20 protein-coding genes and 2 pseudogenes are annotated in these 23,364 nt (G+C 71.7%); 9 read left to right on the forward strand and 13 right to left on the reverse strand.

Features of this window, described 5'->3' with window-relative positions:
- Positions 1 to 234 precede the first annotated feature (234 nt).
- Entirely contained in the window at positions 235 to 957 is a 723-nt protein-coding gene (locus ABTY20_RS07005; RefSeq protein WP_351995933.1) for a TioE family transcriptional regulator, read from the reverse strand.
- A 58-nt stretch (positions 958 to 1,015) separates the two neighbouring features.
- Here ABTY20_RS07005 and ABTY20_RS07010 point away from each other — a divergent pair, with 58 nt between their 5' ends.
- The gene (locus ABTY20_RS07010) at positions 1,016 to 2,221 is read left to right on the forward strand and encodes an erythromycin esterase family protein (RefSeq protein ID WP_351995934.1); all 1,206 of its coding nucleotides are present in this window, start codon (positions 1,016 to 1,018) and stop codon (positions 2,219 to 2,221) included.
- 245 nt (positions 2,222 to 2,466) lie between these two features.
- Here the strand turns inward: ABTY20_RS07010 and ABTY20_RS07015 are convergent, their stop codons facing one another.
- The 4 genes from ABTY20_RS07015 to ABTY20_RS07030 all read right to left on the reverse strand — a co-directional run bounded on the left by ABTY20_RS07015 (position 2,467) and on the right by ABTY20_RS07030 (position 7,324).
- Entirely contained in the window at positions 2,467 to 2,862 is a 396-nt protein-coding gene (locus ABTY20_RS07015) for a hypothetical protein (protein WP_351995935.1), read from the reverse strand.
- 135 nt (positions 2,863 to 2,997) lie between these two features.
- Entirely contained in the window at positions 2,998 to 4,119 is a 1,122-nt protein-coding gene (locus tag ABTY20_RS07020) for a hypothetical protein (RefSeq protein ID WP_351995936.1), read from the reverse strand.
- Positions 4,120 to 4,301: 182 nt separating this feature from the next.
- Positions 4,302 to 5,513: an McrC family protein gene (locus ABTY20_RS07025; protein ID WP_351995937.1), complete on the reverse strand. Its 1,212-nt coding sequence runs from the start codon at positions 5,511 to 5,513 to the stop codon at positions 4,302 to 4,304.
- A complete protein-coding gene (locus tag ABTY20_RS07030; RefSeq protein WP_351995938.1) occupies positions 5,510 to 7,324 on the reverse strand; it encodes a DUF4357 domain-containing protein in 1,815 nt (604 codons plus the stop codon). Before ABTY20_RS07030 ends, ABTY20_RS07025 begins: the two co-directional genes overlap by 4 nt.
- 130 nt (positions 7,325 to 7,454) lie before the next feature.
- Here ABTY20_RS07030 and ABTY20_RS07035 point away from each other — a divergent pair, with 130 nt between their 5' ends.
- Positions 7,455 to 9,758, forward strand: coding sequence for a DUF2786 domain-containing protein (locus tag ABTY20_RS07035; protein ID WP_351995939.1), 2,304 nt, complete (start codon positions 7,455 to 7,457; stop codon positions 9,756 to 9,758).
- 24 nt (positions 9,759 to 9,782) lie between these two features.
- Here the strand turns inward: ABTY20_RS07035 and ABTY20_RS07040 are convergent, their stop codons facing one another.
- The 3 genes from ABTY20_RS07040 to ABTY20_RS07050 all read right to left on the reverse strand — a co-directional run bounded on the left by ABTY20_RS07040 (position 9,783) and on the right by ABTY20_RS07050 (position 15,348).
- On the reverse strand, positions 9,783 to 11,420 hold the full coding sequence (locus ABTY20_RS07040; RefSeq protein ID WP_351995940.1) for a hypothetical protein: 1,638 nt from the start codon (positions 11,418 to 11,420) through the stop codon (positions 9,783 to 9,785).
- Positions 11,421 to 11,990: 570 nt separating this feature from the next.
- A complete protein-coding gene (locus tag ABTY20_RS07045; protein WP_351995941.1) occupies positions 11,991 to 13,235 on the reverse strand; it encodes an McrC family protein in 1,245 nt (414 codons plus the stop codon).
- Positions 13,228 to 15,348 (reverse strand): McrB family protein, encoded by a 2,121-nt coding sequence (locus tag ABTY20_RS07050; RefSeq protein WP_351995942.1) that lies wholly within the window; start codon positions 15,346 to 15,348, stop codon positions 13,228 to 13,230. Before ABTY20_RS07050 ends, ABTY20_RS07045 begins: the two co-directional genes overlap by 8 nt.
- Before the next feature lie 169 nt (positions 15,349 to 15,517).
- Here ABTY20_RS07050 and ABTY20_RS07055 point away from each other — a divergent pair, with 169 nt between their 5' ends.
- Positions 15,518 to 16,018, forward strand: a complete 501-nt coding sequence (locus tag ABTY20_RS07055) for a hypothetical protein (RefSeq protein WP_351995943.1) — start codon at positions 15,518 to 15,520, stop codon at positions 16,016 to 16,018.
- A 30-nt stretch (positions 16,019 to 16,048) separates the two neighbouring features.
- On the opposite strand, the gene ABTY20_RS07060 is transcribed toward ABTY20_RS07055, so the two are convergent.
- Positions 16,049 to 16,561, reverse strand: coding sequence for a hypothetical protein (locus ABTY20_RS07060; RefSeq protein WP_351995944.1), 513 nt, complete (start codon positions 16,559 to 16,561; stop codon positions 16,049 to 16,051).
- An 888-nt stretch (positions 16,562 to 17,449) separates the two neighbouring features.
- Here ABTY20_RS07060 and ABTY20_RS07065 point away from each other — a divergent pair.
- Complete coding sequence (locus ABTY20_RS07065) at positions 17,450 to 17,803, forward strand: DUF7878 domain-containing protein (protein WP_351995945.1); 354 nt, start codon at positions 17,450 to 17,452, stop codon at positions 17,801 to 17,803.
- 37 nt (positions 17,804 to 17,840) lie between these two features.
- Positions 17,841 to 17,972 (forward strand): annotated as a pseudogene (locus ABTY20_RS07070) (IS5/IS1182 family transposase); the annotation flags it as partial.
- A 228-nt stretch (positions 17,973 to 18,200) separates the two neighbouring features.
- Here ABTY20_RS07070 and ABTY20_RS07075 read toward each other — a convergent pair.
- Positions 18,201 to 18,461 carry a hypothetical protein gene (locus tag ABTY20_RS07075; RefSeq protein WP_351995981.1) on the reverse strand — a complete coding sequence of 87 codons (261 nt, stop codon included), beginning with the start codon at positions 18,459 to 18,461 and terminating at the stop codon, positions 18,201 to 18,203.
- 25 nt (positions 18,462 to 18,486) lie between these two features.
- Here ABTY20_RS07075 and ABTY20_RS07080 point away from each other — a divergent pair, with 25 nt between their 5' ends.
- Entirely contained in the window at positions 18,487 to 18,723 is a 237-nt protein-coding gene (locus tag ABTY20_RS07080; RefSeq protein ID WP_351995982.1) for a hypothetical protein, read from the forward strand.
- Positions 18,724 to 18,778: 55 nt separating this feature from the next.
- Positions 18,779 to 18,933, forward strand: a pseudogene (locus ABTY20_RS07085) (IS5/IS1182 family transposase); the annotation flags it as partial.
- Positions 18,934 to 18,937: 4 nt separating this feature from the next.
- Here ABTY20_RS07085 and ABTY20_RS07090 read toward each other — a convergent pair.
- Positions 18,938 to 19,750 carry a hypothetical protein gene (locus ABTY20_RS07090; RefSeq protein WP_351995946.1) on the reverse strand — a complete coding sequence of 271 codons (813 nt, stop codon included), beginning with the start codon at positions 19,748 to 19,750 and terminating at the stop codon, positions 18,938 to 18,940.
- On the reverse strand, positions 19,747 to 20,190 hold the full coding sequence (locus tag ABTY20_RS07095) for an SMI1/KNR4 family protein (RefSeq protein ID WP_351995947.1): 444 nt from the start codon (positions 20,188 to 20,190) through the stop codon (positions 19,747 to 19,749). The genes ABTY20_RS07090 and ABTY20_RS07095 overlap by 4 nt, the downstream gene beginning before the upstream one ends.
- A gap of 47 nt (positions 20,191 to 20,237) precedes the next feature.
- Between ABTY20_RS07095 and ABTY20_RS07100 the strand changes: the two genes are divergently transcribed.
- Positions 20,238 to 20,900: a Scr1 family TA system antitoxin-like transcriptional regulator gene (locus tag ABTY20_RS07100; protein WP_351995948.1), complete on the forward strand. Its 663-nt coding sequence runs from the start codon at positions 20,238 to 20,240 to the stop codon at positions 20,898 to 20,900.
- 8 nt (positions 20,901 to 20,908) lie between these two features.
- Positions 20,909 to 21,094, forward strand: a complete 186-nt coding sequence (locus tag ABTY20_RS07105; RefSeq protein WP_351995949.1) for a DUF397 domain-containing protein — start codon at positions 20,909 to 20,911, stop codon at positions 21,092 to 21,094.
- 27 nt (positions 21,095 to 21,121) lie between these two features.
- Here the strand turns inward: ABTY20_RS07105 and ABTY20_RS07110 are convergent, their stop codons facing one another.
- The gene (locus tag ABTY20_RS07110) at positions 21,122 to 23,305 is read right to left on the reverse strand and encodes a hypothetical protein (RefSeq protein WP_351995950.1); all 2,184 of its coding nucleotides are present in this window, start codon (positions 23,303 to 23,305) and stop codon (positions 21,122 to 21,124) included.
- Positions 23,306 to 23,364 lie beyond the last annotated feature (59 nt).

Below are 23,364 nucleotides of genomic sequence, written 5' to 3' on the forward strand. Positions count from 1 at the left end.
CGGGCGGCTCCGGAACCACAGGCGGACCAGGAGGGGGGCAGGAGGACCGGGAGGAGAACGAGGGCCATGGGCTGAACTCTGCAGGACTCCGCAGGTTCTTCCCGACCCGCCGGGCCGCGTCGGACCACCCGCGCCCACGCGGTGCGCGTCGGACACCGGGACGCCGGTGGTCTTCACGCGCGTGCGCGCAGGTACGCCAGCCCGGTCCGCTGGGACCTGTGCATGGAGACCTCTTCACGCGCGTGCGCGCAGGTACGCCTCCAACTCGGCCACCCCGCCCAGCATCGCGCGCCCGCGGGCGGACAGCCGGCCGTGCCAGTCGCGCAGCGCGCCCTCCAGCGGCTCCAGCCCGCCGGCCGTCCGCACCTGCGCGATCAGCGGAGCGATCTGCTCCAGCAGGTGGCCGCCGCGCCTGAGCTGGTGGGCCAGCCGCGCGTCGCGTACGTCGGCCTCGTCGTAGACCCGGTACCCGGTCACCGGGTCGCGGCGCGGACGCACGAGCCCGGCCTCCTCCCACTTGCGCAGCGTCGCGGGCCGGACGCCGAGCTCCGCGGCCAGCGGTCCGATGAACATACGACGGGGACGGGACGCCGCGGTGTCCGCGCGGGGCGAGAGGCCGCGGAGGGCGCTCTCCACGGCCCGCAGGGTCTCCCGGTCGCGGAGCAGTTGGGCGTGGCTCTCGTCGATCAGGCGGAACGCCTCGTCGACGGCCCCCTCGTTCACGGCCCGCATGATCGCCGTCGCCGCCTGGTGACCGTGCCCGGGGAGCAGGGCGAGGAACGTGCGCAGGGCCCGCGCGTGCAGCGGGGTGTAAGCGCGGTAGCCGGTCGCCGTGCGGTCGGCGGCGGGGAGGATGCCGCTCTCCTCGTAGTTCCTCACGGCCTGGGTGGACAGACCGTGCCGACGCGCCAGGTCGACCGGCCTGAGCTTCTCACCGCTTTGAAGGTTTCTCCCCACGGAGCGGACGATAACGCGCCGAAGTCTCCACCGGAAGTTCAACGATACCGTTGAGGGCATGGCAACCGACATCACGGGCATCGCCCACCCCGTCGAGGCCGAAGCCGTCATGGGGCTGCTTCCGGCCCGCCCGCGCGTCCTCGCCCTGGGCGAACCCACCCACGGCGAGGGCACCCTGCTCGACCTGCGCAACGAACTCTTCCGGCAGCTGGTCGAACAGGAGGGCTACCGGACGATCGCCCTCGAGAGCGACTGCGTGCGGGGCCTGGTCGTGGACGCCTACGTCACCTCGGGCACGGGCACCCTCGACGAGGCCATGGAACACGGCTTCAGCCACGCGTGGGGAGCGTTCCCGGGCAACCGCGAACTCGTCCGCTGGATGCGGGCGTACAACGAGGACCGCCCGGAACCGGAGCGGCTGCGCTTCGCCGGTTTCGACGGCCCCCTGGAGATCACCGGCGCCGCGAGCCCCCGGCACCCCCTCACCGCGCTCCACGACCACCTCGCCGCCCACGTCGACGCGGACCTGCTGCCCTGCACCGCGGAAACCCTCGACCGCCTGCTCGGCCCCGACGAACCGTGGACGGACCAGGCCGTCATGACGGACCCCTCCCGGTCCGTGGGCCGCTCGGCCGAGGCCGGAGAGCTGCGACTGCTCGCCGACGACCTGGTGGCGCTGCTCGACACACAGGCACCGCACCTGATCACCACGACCTCACGGGACGACCGGGACCGCGCGCGCCTGTACGGCCGTACCGCCGTCGGCCTGCTGCGCTACCACCACTGGATGGCCGACACCTCACCGGCCCGCATGACCCGGCTGCTGGCCACGCGGGACGCCATGATGGCGGACAACCTCCTCGCCCTCGCCGACCGGGGCCCGGTACTCGTCCACGCGCACAACAGCCACCTGCAACGCGACAGGAGCACGATGCGCATGTGGGACCACCCGCTGCTGGAGTGGTGGAGCGCCGGCGCCCTCGTGAGCGCCCGGCTCGGCGAGCGGTACGCCTTCCTGGCCACGGCCCTCGGCACGCTCCGGCACCACGGCGTGGACACCCCGCCCCCGGACACCCTCGAGGGGGTCCTGTACGGCCTCCCCGAGGACCGCCGCGTCGTCGACGCACCCCGACTGGCCACCGCCCTCGCCGGCGCGCGCCCCGCCCCCCGGGTGTCCCCGTACTTCGGCTACGCCCCGCTCGACCCGGCCCACCTGCCCCGGACCGACGGGGTGGTGTACGTCAGGGACGTCCCGCGGGGTTAGGGCCCTCGCGGCACAGGCTCGAAGGGGGAGGGCGGACGTGCCGTCGGGTCCGGGCCCGTCCGCGGTCCGCGCCGTCACCCGGGTCGTGATCACGACGGCGGACGACCCCTTCCTGTTCCCGGGGGCCGCCCCCTGCCGGCGGGAGGACGCCGCCGTCCACGGCCTCGCGCCCGGGGGCCGGGCTCCCCTTCCGGGGCTTCCTCGCCCCGACGGCCGTACCGCTCGCGGCGGACCGCACACCGGGTCTACCGCGCGGCCGCCCTGGTGAGCACCAGGGACGGCGGCCCGTCCGGATCGTGACGGAAGTACACCTTCCCCCGGGCGCCCGTGTAGAGCTGGACGCCGGCGGTCATGCCGAGCCCACCGTCATCGACCGACAGGTGGACGAAGTCGTCGGACGATCGGCTGTCGACGAACTCCCACCGGCCACGGAAGTCGACGGGGTCGGAGGACCCGTCCATCGACACATCGGTGGCGGAGAACGTGCCGTTGGAACCGAGCAGGATCTCCCCGCCGGTCGCGTCGTCGCGGTACACGCCGGGCAGATCACCGGTGTCGACCGGGCCGGTGCACCCCGAGGCGAGTACCGCGGACATGGCCAGGGCGGCGACGAGCCACCGTCCGCCCACCCTCCTGCTCATCACCGCCCCAGCCTAACGTCGGACCCGGTCAAGCGGCTCACCGGCCCCGCCCCGCGGGCCCGGACAACCGCCGCGCCGCCTTCGCCGCCGCCGAACGCGACATGGGGGACCCGGAGGGCGCGGCGGCCGGGGCGGTCAGTAGAAGCGGCGGACGAAGACGTCCGACGTGCCGTTGGTGTCGTCGGGCACGATGTCGTCGGCCGTGGACTGGAAGACCACGTCGCGCCCGCCGGCGCTGACCGCGTCGGTCCCGGCGGAGGCGGGCCGGTCCGAGACGACCTCGTCGGTGCCCGTCCGCAGGTCGCGCAGTACGAGCGACGGTCCGTCCGTGCCGTGCGGGGCGTACAGCAGATGGCGGCCGGTGGGATCGATGGCCACACCCCGGGCGTTCGGCACCGACTGGGCGGTGCCCGACTGGAGGTCGTGGACGTAGGTGTCGGAGCCCGAGAGGTAGACGACCTTGCCGCCGTCGTCGCTGAGCTGGACGAGCGTCGCCTCCTCGGACGGGCCCTCGATCGGGCCCGAGGTGGTGCCGTCGGTCCGGTCCCACACGAAGACGTCCTTCGTCTCGCCGTCCTGGTAGGCGACACGGCGGCCGTCGCCGCTGATGGACGGCCGGGACGGCTGGGTGTGGCCCAACCGGGCGACGGTCTGCTGGACGTCGGCGCTCTCGTCCCGGACCTCGATGCGCTGGCCGAACGACGGGTTCCTGACGGAGGAGAGGACATGGGCGACGTAGCGGCCGTCCGCGCTCAGCGACGGCTGACCGCAGCTGTAGGCCAGGCAGTTGAGGGAGATCTCCCTCACCGTGCTCACCTGGTCCAGGCGGATCCGCACGTCGTTGAACCACCGCACCGCGTAGGCGGCGTACTCCCCGTCACCGCTGATCACCGGGGGCTCGAGCGGGGGCAGGGTCCCGAGCCGATCGGTCCGCCCCGTCCGCCGGTCGCGGACGTACACCCGCTCGCCCCCGGTCGTGCCGTCGGCGGTGAGGTTCGTCGCCGACGACGAGAAGACGACGCGGCGGCCGTCGGACGTGATCGAGGCGCCGGCGGAGCCGCCGTCGGCCTGGGTGCCGTCGGCCGCGACACTGATCCTCTCGACACCGGCTCCGCCGTCGTCCGCGGCGCCCGCCACGGCCGCGGGCTCGGCCGAGGCGGCCGCGGGCAGCACCACCGTGACCGCGCAGACCGCGACCACCGCGCTCACGGCGGCCCGCACGCGTCTGGTGACACTCAGGTTCGCGTTCTTCCTCATTCTTCCCCCAAACAGGACACGGTCCCTCCTCCGGCTCCCCACCGGAGGACCACCAGCAGGCAACCGTGGCGGAGCTGTGGGGTCAATGCGTCATATGGCGTATTCAGGGGCGAGATTTCGGTCGTGTGAAAGTGGTCCGCTTCGTGACGACGCGTTCCGCCCCGGACGTCACCGCGGGCCGGTCACCCGTGCGGCGTGCGCACCAGCCGGGCGGCCACCTCGGCGACGTCGGCGAGCAGCCCCGCCGGGTCCTGGTCGAGGTCCAGGGCGTGCTGGTGGAGGAGGGTGCCCGCGTGCCGCACCCGGTGGACGGCATGGCCGGCGTTGCCCTTCGCGTACACCAGGTGCCCCTCGCCCAGCCCGAGGGCGGTGCAGTAGGCGAGCATCTGGTACAGGTCGGCGTCCGGGTAGCCGCCCGGTCTCTCCGCCTTGTACTTGGCGTCGGCCACCGCGCACGGCACGCGGTCGGGTCCGTAGAGGACGAGGTCCGGCTTCATCCGGATCGTCCGTGCCACGTCCAGGTGGAGCGGGTCCTGCAGCCGCGCGACGTACCCGGAACCGCGCAGCGCCTCCCGCAGGGCCACGGTCACGAAGTCCTCGAAGAGCCTGTTCATGTCGAACAGGAACCCCTCGACGCGCAGCCCGCCGGGTCCGTGCTCCGGGGAGGCGTCCTCCAGCACGGCCCGCGCCAGCCGCAGGGCGTGGTGGTACCGGGCGTTGAGCCGGCTCGGCCGCCACTCGGGCAGGGGCCGGCCGCGCACGGGCACCGTGACGTCCGCCAGCCGCGCCCGCTGGTGCAGCAGTCGCCGGCGCACCTCGCGCGGCACGCCGGGCAGCCGCAGCAGCCGCTCGACGGCCGCCCGCAGGATCCGGTTCTCCGCGATGTCCGTGGTGAAGTCGTCGTACACCACCTCCACCGGCAGCGTCGCCCCGAACCGGCGCCGCATCTGCTCGGCCTCCCGGATCCGCCCCCGCACGACCGGCGAGGTCTCCTCCGCCACCCGGTAGCCCTGCAGCAGCCCCCGCCGCAGGGCCCGGTCCACCTGCCGCTCCACGGCGTGGGCGAGCGCCGGCAGCACCTCCCGGTGCTCGGCCACGGCGACCTCGCCGTCCCGCCAGGCACCGGCGGGGTCGAGGCTGTAGCCGAGCAGGAAGAAGAGGCGGCCGATCGGCACCTTGGGGGTGATGCGGACCGTGAGCGGACCGCCGTGCCCCGGCACGGAGACCGTGACGGCCCCGACCTTGCTGCCCGCCCGCAGCGACCAGCGCCCGGGGGAGTACGGGTCCGGTGCGGCGTCCACGATCCGCAGGGCCGCGAGCGCCCGCCCCATGTCGTCCGGCAGGGCCACGCCGACCGCCGGAGCGTGCTCGACGAGCTCGACGACCTGCGTCACCCCAGCGACTCCCGCAGCGCCGCCAGCCCGTACCGCTGCCCGACGTCCACGCCCTCGCCGTAGTGGTGCTCCTCCAGCAGGGGCAGGATCCTCGTCCGCCAGGTCCGCTCCAGACCGCCCTCCCGGTACACGCCCCTCCTCATCAGGTACGAGGGCCCGATGCGGAAGTCCGGGTCGTCGATCCGCGCGTTGAGCGCGTCGAGCAGGTCCGCGGGCTCGGCCTCCCGGCCCTCCCGCTCCAGCCACCGGCGCAGCAGCCCGCTCGTCGGCTCGGTGCGCGGCGACAGCTCGACGAACGCGAACCGCCGGCGCATCGCCGCGTCCACCAGGGCGATGGACCGGTCGGCGGTGTTCATCGTCCCGATCACGAACAGGTTCGGCGGCAGCGCGAAGTCGTCCCCGGAGTACGTCAGCCGCACCGACTTGTTGCGGTACTCCAGCAGGAAGTACAGCTCGCCGAAGACCTTCGCCAGGTTGGCCCGGTTGATCTCGTCGATGATCAGGAAGTGCGGGATGTGCCGGTTGCCCTCGCGGGACGCCAGATCGGCGAGCTCGCGCAGCGGCCCGGCGGTGAGCCGGAACGCCACCTCGCGGGTCTCCGGGTCCTCCTGCGGCCGGAACCCCTCGAAGAAGTCCTCGTAGGAGTAGGAGGGGTGGAACTGCACGAGCTTGACCTGCTCGGGGCCGCCGCCCAGGAACTCGGCGAGCTTGAGGGCGAGGTAGGTCTTGCCGGTGCCGGGCGGGCCGTGGAACACGAGCTGCCGCTCGTCCCAGAGCAGACCGCGCACCTCCTCCAGCCACGCCGCGTCGTGCACGAGCAGGTCGGCGGCCAGCTCGTCCGTCGGCTCGGGCAGTTCCAGCTCGCGGCGGGCCGTGAGGGCGGGGATCTCCGTGCTCGGGTCCCGCTCCGTCACCCCCGCCTCCTCGGCCAGCTCCTGGTCGGTGAGGCCGAGCCCCTCGACCTGGGCCTGGACGGCGGAGAGGTCGACGACGTCGTGCTGGACGGACAGCTTCTGCTGGAGCTCCTCGGGCAGGTCGTCGTAGGGGAAACCGGTCGGCTGCCACTCCACGGGCCGGCGCAGGTTGGACCGGCGGTCCTCGGACTCCGTCTGTCCGGCCTCACCGGTGATCTCGCCGACGTACAGCCGGCCGCCGGAGATCGTGCACACGGTGTCGCCGGGCTTCATGCGCGACAGGAAGGCGTGGAGGTCCTCGACGAGCTGTTGCCGCTGGCTGTACGTGGCGGTCGACTCGTAGTCCTCCTGGACCAGCGTGCGCAGCTCGTCCTTGCTGGCGCCCTGCCGGACGCCCTGCCGCAGTCGGGAGGCGGCGAGGGTGACGCGTCCTTCGGGCAGCCACAGGCGCTGGACCAGGTCGAGGCCGGTGACGTTGGAGCCGCGCACGAGCCAGGTCCGGCTGGGGCCCGCCGTCCAGCGCGGCATGAAGTCGGACAGCGGCCTGTCGTCCTCGGTCCGCCACTCCTCCCACCCGTTGCGCGGCGCCCCGACCAGTACGACGGCGGCGAAGGAGGGGGAGCCGAACACCACGTCCTCGGTCAGCTCCAGCCAGCCCGGCCAGTGCGCCGACGGCACCAGCACGCCCTGCGCCCGGAGCTCCTCACGGCGTTTGGTCGGCGCCTTGAAGTGCTTGCCGAGCGAGGGCATCACATGGTCCCGCGCCGGGGAGCCGGCCCGCACCAGGAACTTCCGGCTGCCGTTGGTGCCCGTCTCGTCCAGGAGCACTCCGCGTGCCCGGTCGATGCCGTCACCGCTGGGCAGACGGAGCCGGAACTCCGGATACTCGTCGGCCATGGGACCCCCTCGCACCTGCTGGTCGATTCCGTTGGCAGCGTACTGGCGGGCACTGACAACCCTGCTCGATCGTCCCCACGTTGCTGCCTAGGATGATCCGTCTGTGGCGGAGCATGCCGGAGGGGGACACGTGGCGGACGACAGACGGGACGACCCGGTGGCCGAGGAGTTCCGGCAAGCGCGCTTCCAATGGCTCCGGGACAGGGTTCAGGACCTCGCCACCATCCTGAGGACCACTGCTCCGGGCCTGTACGAGCTGCTGCCCGCCGACCTCGGCGACCGGCGCACGGCAGCGGCCGTGACCGTCGTGAGGATGGCGGCGGACGAGGCGCGGGCACAACCGTTGGCCGAGACCGTCAGCTGGTTGGAGCGGCTGATACCCGGCGGCTACCGGCACGACCTGGCGGCGGACGTCCGCGCAGTCCGATCGCTGACCGCGTGCAGCGGTGAGTCCGCCCTGTGGGCTTGGAACGCCGAAAGCTGGGAGGAGATGCTCCTGTGGTGGTGGCGACGCCATCAGCCGCGAGCGGGTGACCCGGAGCGGGACTTCGCCGAGTGGCGGGCGCGCTGGTCCGCGGACGTTCCCTGGAACGGCGACATCGACCGGCCGCAGTGGGCGCCTCGCCGTCACGGCCGTACCCTCGTCGCCCCCGCGGATTTCTTCGCCCGCGAACCGGAGCCGCTCAGGCTCCTGGCCCAGGCGGTCCTCCGGGCGCCCCGTGCGGTTGCCGCGGTCGAGGACGCCGTGCTGCTGCGCGAGGAACACCTCCAGGGCGCAGGACACCTCAGATGGCTGGCCGAGCAGCAGGCCCGCGTCGAGCAGGCGGAGGCATGGCGGCGCGAGCACCAGAAGACCGGCTCCGAGGCCACGCGGGCGTTCCTCGCCGAGTTCTCCGAGGCGGTCAAGCGTTACATGTCGCTCGTCCTGCAACCCGTGGTCGACGCCCTTTCGGTCTGCGAGCGCGCTCTGTTGAACGACAGCAGGCCCGGGGCCCGGCGCACGGCAACCGACTACTTGGAGGCGTTCCTCGACTGGCACGAGCAGCCGGACGAGGATGCCTGGCAGGACGACGACCTGGGCCATGACATCGCCCGGGAAGCGCGGGAACGCCACGAGCGGGACGAAACGACGTGGCAGGGCATGGTCGGCACCACACCGGTCTGGTATCACATCGTCGCCTCCCGGCAGGAGAGAGCGGCCGCCCTCGCCTATTCAGGACGGCCTTCGACATCCGTGGTCCGGGTCCGGACCGGCCAGGAGGAGCCGGGCACGAGCTTCGACCTGTGGGACGACGAGACGTGGGGTCACGCCGAGGAAGAGACCGACTGGTACCCGGAGCCCGGTGTCGTCGTCCACTGCGAGCCGGACGATGCCGCAGGTCTGTGCACACTGCTCGCCGTGGCGCAGCTCGGCCACGCACGCCTGGAGTTCCTGGTTCCCAGAGCCGACGGCGGCATCGGCCGTCTTCGCACGGTCCGTGCACAGGTTCGCAAGGACGACGCGGACGGCTGGCGACGGTGGGCTCTTGCTGCGCTGGTCGAACTCGCCCCCGACCCGGAGGACCTGGCCGATCTGATCACCGGGTCGGGCGAGGACGAGGGGGAGCAGGGGGAGCCGGAGACGGACATACCTCGTCCGGACGCCACCGGTCCCGGTTTCTCCGGCGCCGGAGCCACCCGCGGTGCCATGTCTCCGGAACTGCTCACCAAGGTCAAGGCGCTGTTGCGCAAGGCGGAGGACCCGGGAGCGACGGAGGAGGAGAGCCGCGCCTTCCTGGACAAGGCCATGGAGCTCATGGCCAAGTACGGGATCGAACGGGCCATGCTCGACGACATCGGCGAACCGGCCCGACCCATCGACAGAATGATCGACGTGCATCCTCCGTACGCCAAGGAGGTGCGGCGGCTGCTCGTCCGCATCGCACAGGAGATGCGCTGCCAGAGCGTGCTCATCGACACCAAGGACAACCGGCGCCGCCTGCACGTCTTCGGCTACGAGTCGGACATCCAGGCGAGCGAAGTGCTGTTCGCCAGCCTGCGGCTGCAGATGTTCGCCGGTGCGGACCAGGCCGACCGGCGGCACCGACCGGTGGGAGAGGACGCCCGCGCCTACAAGCGTTCCTGGATGCTCGGTTTCATCCGGGAGGTGACCGCGCGCATCGGCGCCGCTCAGCGGGCCGCGAGCGAGGCTGCGGACCAGGAGCCCGTGGCCGGTGGGGACGACGGGGGCGGACGCAGCGTCGAACTCGTCCTCGCCGACCGGTCGGCCGTTGTCGAGGCACGGCTCAACGAGCGTTACCCGAAGCTGGGGAAGGCGCGTCCCACGAAGTTCAAGGGCACCGGCTACTGGCAGGGAGTCGCCGACGGACGCCTCGCCGACATCGGCGGGCGGACCTTCGCCGATGAGAGGGCCGACCCGCAGCTGGCCCGCTGAACGCCTCCCGGCCGTAGCGGTCCGTCACGTCATCGTGTTGGACAGATGGGGCCCGATGTACCCGATGTAGATGCCGTACGCGGCACGGGCCCCGTCGAAGTAGTGCAGCCTCGGTGCGATCGTGTTGCCGCCGCCGACGCGTACATGCGCGCCCATGAACACCTTTCGTGCCGGATCGACGTGCTCCGGCACGGGGAACGTGCGCTGCCGGCGCCAGCTCGAGTTGCTCTTCACCGACTTGGACTCGTCCCGCACGATTTTCCGGGGTGAGATCGTGCGGACCCCGCCCGGGACGTCGACGCACCACTGCTTGAAGTCCCGGTCGGCCTGCCCGGCGGCTGCCGCCCGGGCGAAGTCCCCGAGCGCCAGCAGCGCGTCCCAGGTCATGCGGACCCAGGACGAGCCGTACGCCTGCGCGTCAAGGTCGAGCGTCACCTTCCGGGAGCCGGTGAAATGCAGGCGGGGCAGTGAGTCGAGGCGGTGCAGGAGTTCCTCGAAGGACTCCGGGCCGTCCTGCGGAGTGGTGAGCGGGGTGTATGCGGCCGCGGCGGCGCCCAGTTCCACCATCTGTTTGCGTAGTGTCTGCAACTGGGCTCGTACAGAGTGCAGTTCACGGTACTGCTCGTCGTACTCGGCGATCAGCAGGGTCTCATTGTCCTCGGCCTTGCGCAGCTCGTGCTTGAGGTCGCGGATCTCGTCGGCCCGTACGCGCTGTTCCCGCCCCGCCTCCTCCAGGATCTCGTGGAGGGCCTCGTTCTCGACGCGCAGCCGCTCCAGTTCGGGCGCGGCGGAATCACCCGGTGTGTGGGTCCGCATGACCGGCACGGAGTCGAGCTCGGGGGGCAGGGGAGCACGGGCGGCCAGCCGCTGGGGCAGTTGGGCGATGATCCTGCGGGCCTGCGGCGGACGGTCGGTGATCAGCCTGCGGGACATCACGCGGTGTCGTTGCCCGTCGGCGGGCCAGGCCGGGTCGACTCCCGGGAGGTAAGTGCGTACACCGCCGCCATAGACCCGGTGGTACTCCAGCGCACGGTTGAAGCGGGTTTCCGCCTCGGGGGTGAGCACATAGAGGATCGCCAGACCGGCCAGGGGCCTGACCAGCGGGTCCACGGTGTCCTCCAGCCAAGCGTCGAAGTCGGCTCCGTGCGGCGTGCTGGCCACGACGACCGGCAGGCGCCGTGTCTCGTCGCACAGCTCGTCTATGACGGCGTCGACGTCCTCCGCCTCGACCACCTGGGGCTCGGCCGTGACGTCGGCGAGGCCGTCGCGTGCGTCGAGGACCTCGAGGAGGCTGCGCGCGAGCCGGGGCGTCCTGGCCGGCACGGGCACGGCTTCGGGGGCGTCCGGCAGGTGTTCCACGTCCAGCTGGACCCTGGTCGGGCCGTCTCCGGCCTGGCGGATCACCAGTGTGGTCTGCCAGGTTCCGCCGGGCAGCGTCTCGCGCAGTCGCCAGCGGCCGTACGCCCCCGAAGCGCCGGTGGCGGAGTCGTGGTCGAGGGTGACGCCGCGGGCTATCTCATTGCGGCCCTCGGCGAAGGCGTCGGCGTCGTAGCTCTTCGGAGGTTCCTTGAGCCATTGGCGCAGCCGGTCGTCGACCTGCGCGCCGGTCGTGACGTAGTCCAGTCCGCTGGTGACGACCATGCGGTATCGGCGGGTGCCCAAGACGGGATCCTCCTGTCCGGAGACGTGCGGGCTGTACGGGGTGACGGCTCAGTTCTCCGCGGCGCCGAGCGCCGTCAGGGGATCGGGGACCTCCTGCGGACGGGTGCGGCCCGCGCCGGGGCCGGGCGGCGGTTCGGGAGCGGTCCGCGGACCGGCGCCCCGTCGGCCGGCCGCGGTGATGGGCCGTAACCGCTCCGGACCCGCCCGCCCCTCGCCGCTCCGGCAGCAGCTCGCGCAGCAGGGACCGCACCTCGGCTGTGAGCTCCGAACCCTCGGGTCGGTCGAGGAGAAGCGCCCGCACGGAGGTCGGCGAGTCGGCGGAGGTCTGCAGCTGTTCGGTCACGACTGCCCTTTCACGGGAGCGCGAGATGAGGTGTGCCTGAGAACAAGGGACATCTTGTTTGCTTCCAGATGATGCCTCTCGCTTGTGAGCATGGTCAACGAGTGAGTCGAAACGGATTGATTCGAAAATGTGTGTACGTGAAGGAGTGTTCGATAGGGCGATCGATTACGCGCGTCGACAGGAGGAGGGGGAGAAACACCAGGATGCGCCTGCTGGTGCTGGTCGGTTCAGAGGAGCGTGTCCCCGAACCACGCGACCGCCTGTTCGGGGTGTGCGTCGGTGTCGATGCCGATGACGTGGAGCGTAGCCAGCATGCCCTGCGGGGAGGTGACGTCCAGTCGGCGATGGGCACGGCCACCGGGCTGCGGATGCGCGATGACGGCGCTCGCCTTGGTGCGGGAGTTGTAGCCGGCTCCGTAGGTGAGCAGTTGGTGGACGTCCGCGGCGCTGACGCCGTGGCGGTCATAGCGCTTGTACTTGGCGTCCACGGGCAGCAGCGAGCGGGCGGAACCGTTCCGGCCGGGGAGTTCGCACAGTACGTCGGGCCGGAAGGCGGAAGGGCTGCCCAGGTCCCCGCGGACGGTGATGCCGGCACCGCCGTTTCCGGGAAGGACTCGGCCGCCGTGCCGGGCGGCGACCTCGGCGACGAGACGCCGGACGACGGCTTCCCAGAGAGCGGGCATGCGCAGGAGCAGACCGTCGGCAGCGGTGCCCCGGTCGGTGAGGAGATCGCTCACGCCACCGCCGCGCAGGATGAGGCGGGCCCAGGTGTGGGCGGCGCGGTAGCGCGCGTTGAGCCTGGTGTAGCGGATGCGGTCCAGGGCGTGGAGCGCCGCGGCGGGGGAGGCGGCCGCGGGAAAGGCCTCGGCGGCGTCGTGCAGGTCGCGGGCGAGCCCGGGATGGCTCGTCAGCCGTAGCGCGGCTCGCAGCGCGGTTCCCAGGACGCGGTTGTCCCAGACGTCGGTCTCCCGGTCGAACGCGCGGATGTGCAGCCGGTCCAGTTGCCCGTAACGGCGCGTGGCCTGTACTGCCACGTCGAGACGTCCGCGGAGTACCGGTTCGACGGTCTCGCGACGGACGTAGTCGCGCCGCAGACCGTCGTGCAGGAGGTGCTCGCACTGCTCCAGCAGTGCCGTCGCGACGAGCTCGGCGTAACCGTCCGGACGGGTGGCCCAGCGCCGGGTGGGCGACCGCAGCGGGTGGGGCGCGTCCAGGGCGTAGCCGAGCCAACTCAGCAACCGCTCACCCGGAACGGCGAACTTCGGCTCGATGACCAGTCGTAGGCGGTCGAGCACCAGGACCCCGACGGTCGCCTCGGCCCTGAGCCGCCAACCGGAGTGGTCCGCGCCGAGGGTCACGCAGCCGTGGGCCTGCAGCGCGTGCAACCGGTCCACGTCCCGTGGGGTGAGCCGGTCCCTGCCCAACGGAACGCTCTGGTACTCGGCGAGCCGGACGACCGGGCGGTCAGGCATCGGTGCCGGAGTCGCCGCCGGTGAACTCGGCTGTCAGCGCATCGGCGAGGTCCTGCGGGGGCATCTGCAGGAGACGCCCGGTGTCGGCATCGACCAGGCTGCCCAGGATGAGACCCAGCAGGTCGGTCCGCCCCAGACAGTAGTCCTCCAGCAGGGGGACGACCTCGTGGTGGAAGGCGGCCGCCAGGTCGTCCTCCGTGGCGATCGGCTCACCGTCGCGCAGCAGGTAGGCGTGCCCGATCTGGTGGTCGGTGTCGAGGTGCCGGGCGATCCGGGTGTTGAGGGCCTCGAAGAAGGCCGCCAGGTCGAGAGGGCCGATCGTTCCCGACACGGCATCCGGATCGGGGTCCACCGGCAGGAAGGCGAAGCGGCGACGGATCGCCGCGTCGAGGTGGCTGACGCTGCGGTCGGCGGTGTTCATCGTGCCGATGACCCTGACGTTGGGCGGCACGTGAAAGCTGCGCCCGCTGACGGGCAGGGTGACCGGCAGACCCCGCTTGTCGAGTTCGAGGAGGGTGATCAGCTCGCCGAGGACACGGGGCAGGTCTCCGCGGTTGATCTCGTCGATGACCAGGAGGAACGGTTGATCGGGGCGAGCGGAGGCTCGGCGGCACAGGTCGTGGAACAGACCGTCCTTGAGGGCGAGGGTGAGCCCGGGGCCGGTGGCGTCCAGGTCCGGTTTGAAACCCTCGACGAAGTCCTCGTAGCCGTACGACGGATGGAAGGTGACGAGGCGAACACGGTCACCGCGCAGCAACTCGGCCTGAGCCTCGGCGCGTTCGCCCGGCTCGGCACCGAGGGCGTCGGCGCGGCCGGTCAGGGCGAGGGCCGCGCCGAGTGCGAGCCGCGTCTTGCCCGTTCCGGGTGGGCCGTGCAGGATCACTTGTCCCTTGCGTTCCAGCGCGTCCAGGACGGCCTGCACGTCGTCGGGCAACGCGCCCGCGGGATCACCCCGTTGCGCTTCGCCCGGGTCGACGGGCGCGCCGGCCCGGGACGTGGTGAACTTGGCGAACAGAGCCGGATCGACCTTGGCGAACGTGGACCGCCAGCCGTGCTGGGGCCTGCCCAGCCTCTGCGCGTGGGAGGTGTCCCACTCCACCGGCACGACGTGCTGGAACTCGGGGCGATCGGGGACGAACCGGTAGCTGTCGATGACCGTGCCCGTGGCGAGGACCTCGTCCGTTCCCCGGTTGGCGACGATCCGGTCGCCGGTCTCCAGGTCCCGGAAGGCCAGTAGCCGCCGGGCGAGCGTCAGACTGCCGCCGTTCCTCCCGGGCCAGTGCCGGTCGAGTGCTGCCTTGAGCTCGGTGTCGTTCTGGTACTGGCCCAGATCCCCCAGCGCGTCCCAGCCCACGCAGATGAACTTCCCCTCGCGGCACTCGGCCCAGCGGTTTCCCCGCTCGCCGGGGGCGATCTTCCAGATGGTGCGCCGCTTTGATCCAGTGGCCCGAGGATCATGGTGCCGGTACAGGAAACGCATCACCTGCTGTCCGCTCCATCCGCCGAACTCCGGCCGCGAGCGCACCAGTTCGAGCAGTCGGCGGTTGCTGCGCCAAGCGGGGGAGTCCGCCTCTGCCGTACCGCCCAGCAGGATGAGGAAATGCCGCAGGTGCTCGGCCGAGTAGACGGGCAGGAAGTGATCGGGGAAGTAGGCGGCCAGGGACTTCGTCACGAGGGCCGGTCCGAAACGCAGCAGCTCGAGTTCGTCCAACAAGTCGAACTCCTGGCGGTCCACCGCGTCGAAGGCCTGGAGGAACTGCGCCCGCAGGCGTGCCCACGCATCCTGCGGTTCCCTGCCTCGCAGGGGAGCCGCCATCCGCCACTCACCGGAGTTGTGGCGGTACATGATGTGCTTGGCGGCGCTGCCTCCCCTGATGCTGCCGAGGTGTGAGGTCCCGAACTCCATCAGCCGGCAGTAGCCCATCCCCGGTGTGTGTGCGCCGGGCGCGTCCACCCCGAGGGCATAGCGCTCCAGAGGAAGCATCGACCAGTCCTTCAGAGGGAACTGGGCGAGAACCCGTGCGCGCTCCGCGTCGGCCTGTGCCTCGTCCTCGGTCACCGCGCCCCGGTCGAAGGCGGCGGCCGCCGCCCACACATCCACCCCACCATGCATGGGGCCATCATGCCGGACAGGCGGAGCGAGTCGGCTCGGGCCGGGACGAGCGGGGGCTCGTGCAGGTGCAGACGGCGAAGCCGGAGGCGCTTCCGGTGCTGCCGACGCGTGCGCGGCTCCGGCCGGTAGGACGATGATCAAGGGACCGGGCCTCGGTAAGGTGAGCGGCATGTCGTCCGCGCACCTGCTGATCATCGGAGACCGGGCCGCCCTGGGCTGGGTGGTGACCGGGCAGCGGATGGCGTTCCCGGCCGGACGGGCCAGGGCGGCGCGGACGCTGGAGGAGGGCGACGAGGTCTTCCTCTACACGACGCGCGGCTGCTTCCGGAACCCGACCCGCGACCTGGGCCGTGTGATCGCCCGGGCCTCGGTCGCCACCCCCGTACGGGCCCTGGACGAACCGGTCGTCTTCGGCGACCGCTCCTTCATGGAGGGCTGCCGCCTGAAGGTGTCCGGCCTGGCCCCCTTCCGCGACGGGCTTGTGCTGCGCGACCTGGTGCCGCGGCTGTCGGTCTTTCCGGACCCGGCGACGTGGAGCGTCCGCATGCGGCGGGCGTCGCTGACCCTGCCGCCGGGTGACGCGGACCTGGTGCGCGGCGAACTGGAGCCGCTGCTGCGCCCGTACGACGAGACCGCCGACGCCTACCGCTGGGAACCGGCGCCGGCCTGAGCCAGGGGTACGGCCTGGCCGTGCCACCCGTCAGGAGTAGGACCAGCGCCAGGCGTTCGAGTTGTACCTGCAGGTGATCCGCGCGCCGCCCGCGGTCGTCGTCGTGGCTCCGTGGTCACCGTTCCGGCAGTACTGCCCCGCCTGGTAGCAGTTGCCCGCGTTGGAGGTGATGGAGCAGGTCCCGGAGCCGCTGTCGCTGTTGCCGCCGGCGCTGCTGCTGGTACCGGATCCGGTGGCGGCCCGGGCGGTCCTGGTGACGGTGACGGTCGGGCCGGGTGTGGTGACCTTCTTGGTCTTGGTGACCGTGGGGGCGGGTTCCGGCTCCGCGGTGACGGTCGCGGTGGCCGTCACCGTGGCCGTGGTGGTGACGGTCGGGACGGGCTTGGCGGCCAGCGCCTGGGCGGCGTCCACCTCGTCCTGCGCGGACTGGGTGCCACCGATCGCCCCCAGGGCGAACAGGGCGGCGCCGGCGGCCCACAGTCTCTTGCGCTTGCGCAGCGGTCGTATGTCGGACGGACCCTGCGGGCGGTTCTGCGGATTCACGGTCTCTCCCCGGGGCGGTGAGCGGAGGCGGACGCACGGCGGTCCAGGCGCACGGGCGCGGCCGGGCCGGCTGCACGATTGTGAACTGAAGCATGACGCGGACGCGTTGGCGATGTCAACACAGAACATCTCGTGGGCTTGTGTATGGCCGCCGATGTGGGCCGTCAAGAGTGAACGACCGTGCCGGACATGCACCAGGACGTCGTCGCCGATCCCGCCCACCGGGCCCTCTGGCGCCGATCCCTCGCTCAGGGGCGTGCCCGACGCCCTGCTCCCCCTCGTGCGCGAAGCCCTGCACAAGAAGCCCGGACGGCGCCCGAGCGCGGCGGAGGCCGCCGGGCGGACGGCCGCCGTGTACGGGCCGACGGGCACCGCCGTCTTCCCGCCCCTCGCCCGCACACGGTCCCTCGCCCGCACACGGTCCCTCGACCGCACTGCGGGAAAGGCCGGCGTCGACACCCGCACCGCTTTCGGTACCGGGGCGTTTCCTGCCGGCCCCTCACCCGTCAGACGCCGTGCGCGCCGGCGGTTCCTCCACGTGCCGGCCGCCGCGGTCGTGAGTCTCACCGTCGGGGCACAGCGGCGGATACGGGGGCCGACCTCTCCTACGGCCAGGCCAAGGCGTACAAGGAACCGCGCCCGTGGTGCGACCTCCCCGGAACCGCCGGCAGCCCGCGCCTGCCGGCTCACGACGGCTCACGGATGTCCCGCTCATGGGGCGCCGGAAGGAGACCTGACGCGCCTTGGTGGGTTTCCGTGTCCGGGTGGCCCGGACGTGCAGTGGGTCGCAGATCTCGTGGAGGCCGGGCAGTGCGGTTCGTCTGCCGAAACCTTGGACTGCCGGACCTGCCGCGACGGGGTCTCGCCCCGCAGGAGGCTCCCCTGGCTGTGTTGCTCCTCGACATCGAGGCAGAGCTGTCCATCTGGGACCAGGGGTGGACGGTGTGGTCCGAGGAGCAGTTCCCCGTCGCCGAGCCGGCGTACCACCTGGCGCTCTGGCTCCGGAGTCCGAATGCCGGCCATGAGGGCTTCGCGCTGGATTCGATGCAGGCGGAGGAGGGGATGATCCGCATCGTGAACTCCGGTCGGGGCCGGCGGATCGGCTCGACCCTCACACCGGACTTCTGGACCACGCCCGTCGGCTGGGACGTCCTCGTGTCGGAGATCATGCACTTCGGCCGTTCCGTGCGTGGGGGTGTGGCCGCGATGGGTGTCGACGCCGCCTTCATCCCGGAGCCTTGACGGTGAACCAGGTCCGGCCACCCCGAGTGCGATGACCATGGTGCGGCTGGTGACCACGGTCTCACAGCCGTCCTGGACAGGCCCGTTCACCGGGCTGGGCCCGCGCCGCTTCGACCGGCTCGTGTCCGCTCTGCGCCGCGAGGGAGCGAACGCTGTCCGGCGCGGCCGGTCCTGTCTCCCGTTGTCGGTTCCGCCAGATCCTCCCGGCCGGCCTGGAGCGGGCGGCACCGCCGGTGTGGCTGCAGAGCCGTGGCCAAAACCCGAGGGGAGCAGTTGGACGGCTGTTGGCCGGCATTCCGGCCGCGAGTTACGCTGCGCTGGCTCCGCCCGACTGATGCCGGTGACCACGAAGGCGGTCGGACGGCGTGGGCTGTGTCCGCTGGGGATGTTCGCTCCTTCAGCGCTGCCAGGCGCTGCTCATGCGGAACGGTTCCTGAAAACCGCTGGTGTGCGCATGACCCGATTCTTGTCCCAGGCTGTCAGGAAGGGAAACGACCATGAAGCGATTGACTCGCGTGAAGGCGTTAGCGGCACTCTCGGCGGCGGCGGCGTGCCTCGCGGTGGCGCCGACGGCCTCTGCCGCGCCCGCCGGGACTGCCGCGCCCACCTGCATCACCGACAGCGCGACGAAGAGCTTCGGCCGTGGCGAGATCAGCATCTGTATCGAGAACGGCCGGGCGCACGTGACCGGATGGCTGGAGGACCTGAAGCCGAGCGGCTGGGTGGACGGGGAGTGCGTGGCCTGGTACATGACCTGGGAAACCGTCGCGGGAGACGACTGGAGCTTCGCGCCCGTGGCCTGCGGGCACGGGGGCGGCCCCGCGTACGTGAGCTTCGACTACGACCCGTCGGACTGGTCCGGGGGCCCGCAGGGCATCACGGGCGTGAGGGACGTGTCGTTGGGTCTGTTCGACGCCTGACGACGGCTGGCACAAATGGGTGGTTCGGCACCGATGATCCTGTCCGGCGCGGGAGTTGACCGTTCGGTCCGGGGTGGGGACAGCGCCTTGGATCGGGCCGGACGAGCTGTGGAACCGGCTTGAGCTCTTGCTGCCGCGAGGCGAGCGGCGCTTCCGCTGCCGGACCGGGAGGTGCTGTGCGGGATCCCCTACGTGCCGTACACCGGGATCGGGCTCAGACCCGGAGGCTCTCGTCGGTGAGGTCCAAGAGTTCACCGAGGCTCATCCCGCGCCGCTCCTCCGTCCCGCCGGAGAGCACCCAGCCGCCGTCCCACTCCACCCGCCGGACCTCGCCGAGCCGGTTCTCGAACTCGACGAACCCGCCGGGGACGCCCTCCAGCTGAGGGATCTCCCGGCGCAGCACCCGGGGATACGCCAGTGCCCGCCCGGGGTTGGTGCTGCCGACCCCGGTGCGGGGGTTGTGGAAGCTCATCTTCAGGAACGGCACCGGCTCCCGGCCGATCTCGGCGGGCCGGAGCATCCGCTGGTAGCGGGCCTCCGCCTCCGCCAGGGACTCCCGCCCGGAGATCTCCGTCGCGTACGCGGGGAAGACGATGTGGGTGACCGCGGTGAGGGCGGGGTTCTGTGCCCTGTGGTGGCCGTGGACCTCGGGAACCGTGGCGGCCACGGCGTCGAACGCGTAGCCGGCCGCGGAGAAGCCCGGCGCGGCGGTGATGAACCGTCCCTTGCCGGTGAGTTCCTCCTCGTGTTCCCGGGCGAAGGCCAGTACGGCCCGGGCGAGCTCCTCGTCGTGCCCGCCCCGCTGGTTGGTCTGCAGCAGCCGGGCTCCGTCCGCGGTCAGGGCTCCCGCGAAGCGCAGTACCGGGACCGGACTCCATGTCCACGCCCGGTCCAGACCTCCGAGCGGGGCTGCGTTCGGGAAACCCGCGAGGACGGTCCGCAGATCCAGGGTTCCTTCCGTGGCGCTCGGGAAAGCCGCACGCTTCGGGTCGCGGCGGAGCGGCGTTTTCGCCGGGTGCGCGGTCAAAGGCCGCGGTTCAGCCACTGGGCGTACCAGTCCCGGAAGTCCGGCCCCGGGCTCAGGTCGTGGCCGCGGCCGAGGTCGTCCGTCCAGACCTGTCCGCGGGCGGGGCCGGTGACCACCAGGCGGTGGAAGGAACCGCAACCGATCTCGGCGAGGACGAGCGAGCCGGTGAACCAGCAGGGCGAGAAGTCCTCCTCACCGGGAGCGTGCTCGGCGCAGACCGGCTGCTCCGGTGAGGGCAGGAAGGGCCCCGTGTGGGGAAAGGGAACGGACAGCAGGTCCAGGTCCTCCTGCCAGGCCCGCCACCTCTCGCTGCCGAACTCGTACAGGCCGTAGGCCGGCCCGGCGCCCCCGCCGCTCACCGTGGTGAGGAACGAGCGGTAGGAGGCCGGGAGTTCGCAGCGGTACTTCCGCTCGAAGCCCGCCACGACGGCCTCCGGCACGGGCGGAGCCAACCTCCACCGGTGCCTGCGCGCACCGTGCTCTCGGCATGCGGGGTCGGCCTCGGACCTCACCCGGACTCGTTCACGCACGTCGTCGGCATCCCACACGGACCGAACCCTACCTGCCGCCGTCCGTGGGCCGAGGGCCGGTGCATGGGGCCCGCACGGCGGCGTCAAGCGGAGCACCCGTCCGGCGCGTCCCGTGCCGTGGGCGGCGCGAGACGCGACACCATGTCGCCCGACGGGACACCTGCGCCCAGACGGTCGTTGCGGCACTCGGCGCGGTTTCTGACGCGGGGGAGACGGGGCCGGCGGCGTGGTTCCGGCGGTGGGCGGGGCCGGAGCGTGCGGCGGTGAGTCCGTGCTCCCATGAGCGGCGGCTGGTTCCTGGGCTGTTGCGGTCGAAAGGGTACGTACGGGCTCTCTGCGAGAACGAGATTCCGCCTCTCTCGGACGATGTTCTGGAAGCCACCGTCCAGGTGCGCTTGGAGCGTCAGCAGCTGCTCCGCGAACGTCCCCGCACAACGTTCGACTTCGTCATCGAAGAAGCTGTTCTCATGCGCCGCTGGGGAGGAACGCAAGTCGCGGCGGAGCGGCTCGACCTCATCCCTGACCCGGAAGAGGTGAGCCGCATCCACATGCGCTGTGCGCGACTGCGCCCGCAGGAACTTTCCCCGAAGGACTCCATGAGCCCGCTGATGCGGATCTGAGGAGCGTTATGCACACGTCCGAACTCGGTTGGTCGAAGTCCGGCTACAGCAGCGCACAGGGCGATGACCGCGTGGAGATCGCCGTCACCGAGCAGGCCATCCACGCAAGGGGTTCCAAGGACGTGACGCGCCGCCCCTCCGCTGTCGGGCGTGGGGAGTGGGCGCACTTCGTGGCGTTCGCTGCGCAGGCCTGAGCCGCAAGCCGGTTTGGTGGGCTCCCGTCACCGTCCCTCGAAGTGCCGGCGCAGTGCCGTCCGCCAGTGCGTGTACAGCGCCTCGGGCGCGGGTGCGAGCCGGTCCAGGTGGAACAGGACCTGGCGGTAGAGCGGATGCGGCCGGTGCGTGCCGTGTGCGGTGATCAGTGCGGACAACGGCGGGTTGTCCTCGGGGGTCTCGCGGTCCACCTCGACGAGCACGGAGACCTTGTCGTCGGGGTGGAGCCCTGCGAGGGGAGTGCCGGTCCGTTGGGTCAGCTCGCTCCATGTTGTCGTACGGCGCTCCCGTGCCGCCCACCTCAGGGCGAGGCGCACGGCGGTCGCACAGCGGCGGATCTCGGAGAGGGTGGGGCGTGCGGCGAGGCGGGCCGCATGCTCACGCCACCGAGCGATGTCACGGCGTTCGGCGGTGGCCAGTTCGGGCGCGAGGCTCTGCGCCAGCTTTTCGGCGTGGTGGAGGAGTCGGCGAAGCTGGTCCAGGTGCAGATCGTCTCCCTCACGGTTGAGCCGGTCCGTGAGCGCGGCGAGCCGTTCCCAGTCCTGGTACAGCTCTTCCGCCGCCCGGTCCGTCACCCAGTCGGCGAGTTCGTGTACCGCCTGCTGCTCGGCGGGGGAGGCGGCGAGTGCTTCCAGATCGACGGTGAGCTGCTCGACGTACGTGAAGTCGTTGGCTCTCCGAGCTTCCCGGGCCAGGTCCATGAACACGTCATAGGCAGCGCGGCGGCGCAGGGCAGGGGAGTCGGACGGCCTGGTACGGGAGGACGAGCGGCGTTCGGGTTCTTGAGGGGTGAGGGCCGGGGTGCCCGTCGTGGCCCGGTAAGCAGCGTGTGCGCGACGGATTTCGCGATTCCAGATGGCCAGGACGTTGGTGTCCGAGAGGTTCTTCTCCCAGCCCAAGTGCTCCAGGACGTCCCTGAAGAACGGCGCCGGCCCACCGTCCGGTCCCTTGATCAGGGCGGAGAGCACGGGCTTGCCCGGCAGACGGGGGCGCTCGATCTGGAGCAGAAGGTTCAGCCAGCGGCCGACGGTGGGCTCGTCCTCCGGCGGGAGGACTCGTCTGCGGAGCGTCGCCAGGCTCACCATGCCGCGGTCACGGGCGGTGTCCTCCAGGGCCTCGCGGAGGGCGGCGACTGTTTCCCCGTGGTGGGACCGGGCGTCGGTGGAGGGCGGCTCGACGGGGGCGTCAGGAGCCTGCTCGACCTCTGCCGGTCGTACCGAGTCGGCGGCGATGTGCCAGAGCCCGTCGTCGCCGACGGTCAGGGTCGCGCCGATCGGCTGGTACGACCCACGGGAATCCAGGAAGGAGGTCCGGCTGGGCAAGGCCAGACGTGCGGTGACGCGAACCGATACCTCGTAGAGGTGCTCTGCCTCTGTGGCACCGACGAGTGTGGCGTCGTCGAGGGTGACGCCGTCCGGAGGGATGGGGAGGACGGCCCGCGGAGGAGCCTGCTGCTCGGTTTTGGAGGGAGGCGGTGGTGTGTCGTCCTCGGCACGCAGGAGACGCGGTGTCAGGACCCGTCCGTCCGGCGCCAGGGTGCACTCGGTGAGCCGCGTCCATTCCACGGAGCCGTCCGGGAACTGTGTCCCCACCTCGACCTCTCGGCCCGCCCCCACGGAGCGGCACTGGACGCGCAGCGCGTACCCCTGCCGGTCCACCTGCCAGTTGGCGAGGAGGCTGTCGGGCCCCATGAACCAGTCGAGTCCCGAGCGGCGGGCTCGCAGTTCCGCGTCCGCCTCCTCCCACTCGCGCTTCGAACGCCGTGCCAACTGCACACGCAGGAGGCGGCTTCCACCGCCGTACAGGACGTCGACGACGTCACGGACCTCGTGCGTCGTGGACTTGTACACGGGCTGCGCGCCGCGCTGCCCCTGGCCTTCCAGCCACGTGGCGAGGGCGCGTCCGATGTACAGGTGGTCCGCGCTCGCCTCGTCGCGCTCGGAGCGCCGGCACCTCTCCGCGGCGGACACGTGGGCGAAATGGCACTTCCTGTCGCGGTACTGCTTGGGGGCCAGCCGGTTGCCGCAGCCGCCGAGGAGCGTGCCGCAGTAGAAGGCGCGCCGCGGGTGGAGGCGTATGAACTCGTCGTAGTCGTCCGCGTCCGTGGGGAGGAACACGGGAACGTCGGAGTGCGCGTGGCCGGACACCGCCGTCTGGACTTTACGGGTGTCTTCCTCTTCGAGTGACGGCATGAGGTCTCCGGATGGCGGTACAGGGGGAGGGCACGTGCGGGTCGGCGGACCGGGGCTTC

It is taken from the genome of Streptomyces sp. NPDC126497 (assembly GCF_040302425.1).
Classification (GTDB): Bacteria; Actinomycetota; Actinomycetes; order Streptomycetales; family Streptomycetaceae; genus Streptomyces.